General features: G+C 39.4%; 3 protein-coding genes. All 3 read left to right on the forward strand.

The annotated features are described in order from the left end of the window. The coding region (locus tag F957_RS03140) for a YadA-like family protein (protein ID WP_032864697.1) at positions 1–1,854 on the forward strand (1,854 nt) is incomplete at its 5' end. 62 nt (positions 1,855–1,916) lie between these two features. Next, the gene (tpgA, locus tag F957_RS03135; RefSeq protein ID WP_016543252.1) at positions 1,917–2,708 is read left to right on the forward strand and encodes a trimeric autotransporter adhesin/peptidogylcan-associated protein TpgA; all 792 of its coding nucleotides are present in this window, start codon (positions 1,917–1,919) and stop codon (positions 2,706–2,708) included. Positions 2,709–3,121: 413 nt separating this feature from the next. Then, positions 3,122–4,566, forward strand: a 1,445-nt coding sequence (locus tag F957_RS03130; protein WP_016660565.1) for an ESPR-type extended signal peptide-containing protein, incomplete at its 3' end; no start/stop codon positions are given.

Here is a 4,566-nt window from a genome sequence, read left to right on the forward strand (position 1 = left end):
GTGAATGGTGGTCAGATTCAGAATATTTCTGAAAGCATCAAGAACAGCATTGGTGGAAACACAACGGTTAATCCAGATGGCAGTATTAGCACGAACAACATTGGTGGTACAGGTAAAAACAACATTAATGATGCAATCAGTAATGTGAAAGATGCCGCAACTAAAGCAAAAACCACAGTGACTGAAGGCGACAACATCGTTGTTAAAGAAACCACCAATAAAGATGGTAGTACTAACTACGAAGTTTCAACCAAGAAAGACCTTAATTTAGACAGCATCACGACTGGTGATACGGTATTAAACGACAAAGGTGTGACCATTAAAGATGGTCCAAGTATTACCAAAGATGGCATCGATGCGGGTAATAAAGTCATTACGAATGTTGCTGATGGTTCAATTGCGAAAGGTTCTAAAGATGCAGTGAATGGTGGTCAGATTCAGAATATTTCTGAAAGCATTAAGAACAGTATTGGTGGAAACACAACGGTTAATCCAGATGGCAGTATTAGCACCAACAACATTGGTGGTACAGGAAAAGACAACATCAATGATGCAATCAAATCGGTTGATGACAAAGTCACCAATGGTGTGAATGATCTGACCAATAAAGGTCTGAACTTCGCAGGTAATGCTGGTAAAGATGTTCATCGTAAGTTGGGTGAGAAGTTAAACATCGTGGGTGGTGCGGATGCTGCAACAGCAGAAGACAAAACCAGTGGCGAGAACGTGATCACACGTACTACAGAAGATGGTATCAAGATCGAATTGTTAAAAGATGCGAAATTCGACAGCATCACGACTGGCAATACGGTACTAAACAACAATGGTTTAACTATTAAAGGTGGTCCAAGTATCACAATAAATGGTATTGATGCTGGTGGTAAGAACATCACTAACGTTGCGGATGGTGTTAATGGCAAAGACGCAGTCAATGTTGACCAGTTGAATAAATTGAAAGACCAGATTGGTAAAGACATCGGTAATCTTTCGGATAATGCTGTTCAATATGACAAAGACAAAAATGGCAATGTTGACAAAAACTCTGTGACCTTAGGTGGTGGAGAAGATGGCACAAACTTGAAGAATGTTGCTGATGGTAAAGTCGAGCAAGGTTCTAAAGATGCGGTGAATGGTGGTCAATTGTGGGATGTTAAGCAAAATGTTGACAAAAACACAAATGATATCCAAAACATCCAGAACAATATCCAAAACATCAATGATGGTAAGACGGGGTTAGTTCAGCAGCAGAAACCAAACGGTGAAATTACCGTTGGTAAAGATACGGGTGGTACAAGTATCAATATGGCTGGTAAAGATGGTGACCGTGTCGTGCAAGGTGTTAAGGATGGTGAGATTAAAGCGGGTTCTAATCAAGCCGTGAACGGTGGTCAAATCCATAACATTTCTGACAGCATTAAGAACAGCATTGGTGGCAATACGACTGTTAATCAAGATGGTACGATTAAAACCAACAATATTGGTGGTACGGGTAAAGACAATATTCATGATGCGATTGGAACACTGAACCAATCAAATCAGGAGTTGGGTAACAAGATCAACAACCTTGGTGATCAGTTACAACAGGTCTTTTACGACACTAACAAACGTATTGACAACCTTGAAGACAAAATGTCTGCGGGGATTGCTGCAACAGCCGCACTTGAGCAAGCGCCTTATGTTCCAGGTAAATTGACTATGGCAGTCGGTGCAGCATATTACAACGATCAAAATGCAGTGGGTGTGACTTTCCGTCGTACCGCGGATAATGGTCGTTGGTCATTAACGACAGGTGCTGCTTTAGGTAGCCAAGGTAGTCCGCTAGTACGTATTGGTGTAAGTACAATTATCGACTAATTGCCTTAAATAAGGGGAGTCAAAAGCTCTCCTTATATTCAACAGATATTGTGAGTAGAGAAATGAACAAGAATATTCAAATTTTGATGATGGCAACTTTAGTTGGTTTGACTGCAACCACTACATTTGCACAAGAAGCCGATGTTGCTCAACAAGAAGAAATTAAATTTCCAGCGGTTGAGAAAAGCTATTTAAAACAAGTTCAGCGTTATGAATATGATAATGTTGCTCGCCTAGATACAGGTTTAACCAAAGATCAAATTCGTCACATTTTGGGCCATCCTCAATTTAGCGAAGGCGTATTCTTTGTAAAAACTTGGAACTATGTTTTAGATATTCGTCAGCCGAATAGCCAAGACTATTTACGTTGCCAATTACGTGTTGATTTCGATAAGAAATATCTTTCGGAAAGATTGTCTTGGAAAGGTGAAGCATGTGAAGGTTTAATGGCCTGGGGTGCGAATAACCAAGTCCCAACGAATGCCAATATGGATAGCGTACGTTCCGGAAGTATCTTCTTTGCATTTGATCGTTTTAATGCAAATGCAATTGAGCAGGGTTCTAGTGCTGTGACCTCAATTGCACAGCGAATCAAACAAAGTACTTCAACTGGTCCAGTTGTTGTTGCAGGCTTTGCTGATCCATTAGGGAAATTTACTTATAACCAACAACTATCTTCACAACGTGCCAATACAGTAGCGAAATTGTTGGTGGATGAAGGTATTGATGCAAATCGTATTCAAATTCAAGCCAATAGCCAAACTGATATATATCAGCAATGTGCAGGGAATAAAGTAAATAGCCAACTAGTTAATTGTTTAGCACCGAACAGACGTGTCAATGTCACTTGGTAAAGTTATTCAAATCGGAAAAGCCAGCATTTATGCTGGCTTTTTTATTTTTTTGACATTCAGATACAAATATTAATTCGAAATTTTAAGATTAAATAAGAAAATTATTGTCAATAACTGTCATGTATCGACACTTTTTGTATATGAATTTGCATAATCTAAAAAATATGAGATCTATTTTTTATTAATTATTAAAATTTAATTACTGATTTTAAATAATTTAAAATAAAAATAAAAAATTATAATTGGTATTTTAATCGGTGAACTAGTCTTGGTACATGGTGTTTTAGTGTGATTTACTTCTCGTTTTAAAAAAGCTATTTTATAAGCAATAAATTACATTTCTTTACTTAATAGACAGACTTGTACACATAAGTGCACATGTTGTAACTTTTATCAGCGTTTGGAAAAAAATTATGAATAAGGTTTATAAGGTTGTATGGAACGCCTCATTGGGTGCTTGGGTAGCGGTTTCGGAACTTGCTAAAACAAAAACTAAAACGGGAGGAAGCGTTGGACAGGTCGTCTCTTTAGAGCAACAAGAACAACAAAACGGATTCAGTCTGTTTTTTAATTACAAATCATTGTCTCTAGCCATTTTTGCCGTCTTTACGACAACGTTTGCTTTTGCTGGTTATGAGGCTGGAAATGGTAGTGCAACAACACGAGCTAACTGTACGAGAACATCTGTAGGTACTGGGGGAGAGGCAGCTGGCATAGCAATTAATAATGAAAGTGGTATTGCATGTGCTTCAGCAATTGAATCTATTGCAATAGGTGCAAATATTGCGGCTCAAGGTGAACAGTCGACTGTTCTAGGGAATGATGTTATTGCGAGTACGAGTGCTATTCAGGCTGTCGTTATTGGTTCAAATTTTAATGCAAATCCTGTTACATCTAATGGTAAAGGTGGTGTTGCAATAGGCAGTGGTTTAAGTGCAGCGCATTCAAGTGCGATTGCAGATGGACAAGGTACACTTGCTTTGGGTTCAAGTGGGGATGGAACCACAATTAATGGAACAACTTATAATCAGCAAGGACCAGATGCTAAAGCTACTTATAGTGCTGCAATTATGGCTGGTGCAAAGACAACAGCTGGTGCAGATAGATCGATTGCTTTCGGTGTGGGAGCACAGACTGGTGCAAGTGCTGTAGATGGGGTTGCTCTAGGCACAGGTGCAAATGCAAGCGTTGCGAATTCTGTAGCGTTGGGTGGGGGGTCGACAACAACTGCACCATCAGGTACGGGCTATATTACAAATTCAGCGGCCCCAACATCGGTTGTTTCTGTTGGTTCTGCCGCTAATCTTAGACGAATTCAGAACGTCGCAGATGGTGCAGCTGATCAAGATGCTGTGACTGTTGCTCAACTTAAAGATGTAAATAATCGTGCAGTTGGAAATACAACTGCATTAGGTGGCGGTGCGACCTATAATGCAGCTACTGATACATATACCGCTCCAAGTTATACAATCAATAAGGCTGATACGGGGTCTTATGCTGCAGCTAATAATGTTGGTACAGCTTTATCTAATCTTAATACTGAAATTCAAAGAGAAATTACTTTTGTTGGTAATACTGGAAACGTAGGACGTAATTTGGGTGAAACCCTAAATATTACAGGTGGTCTGGCAGGAGCGAGTTCAAATAGTAATGTAAAAACAGTTATTTCTGGAAATACTATAGATATCCAGATTGCAAATTCTCCGAACTTTTCAGGAACTGTGACGTCAACTGGCCAGCAAGTGAATGGCAATAGTGTTGTTACTGGCACATCCACGATTGGTAGTGGTGCGAATGCAGTTACTTTATCAGGTACAGCAAATGGGTTAGATGTTGGTGGTAAAAAGATTACCAATGT

It is taken from the genome of Acinetobacter gyllenbergii CIP 110306 = MTCC 11365, from assembly GCF_000413855.1.
Lineage (GTDB): Bacteria > Pseudomonadota > Gammaproteobacteria > Pseudomonadales > Moraxellaceae > Acinetobacter > Acinetobacter gyllenbergii.

What these genes read in the sequence shown, in the direction of transcription:
- tpgA (WP_016543252.1), top strand. Translation starts at nt 1,917, where the DNA reads ATGAACAAGAATATTCAAATTTTGATGATGGCAACTTTAGTTGGTTTG.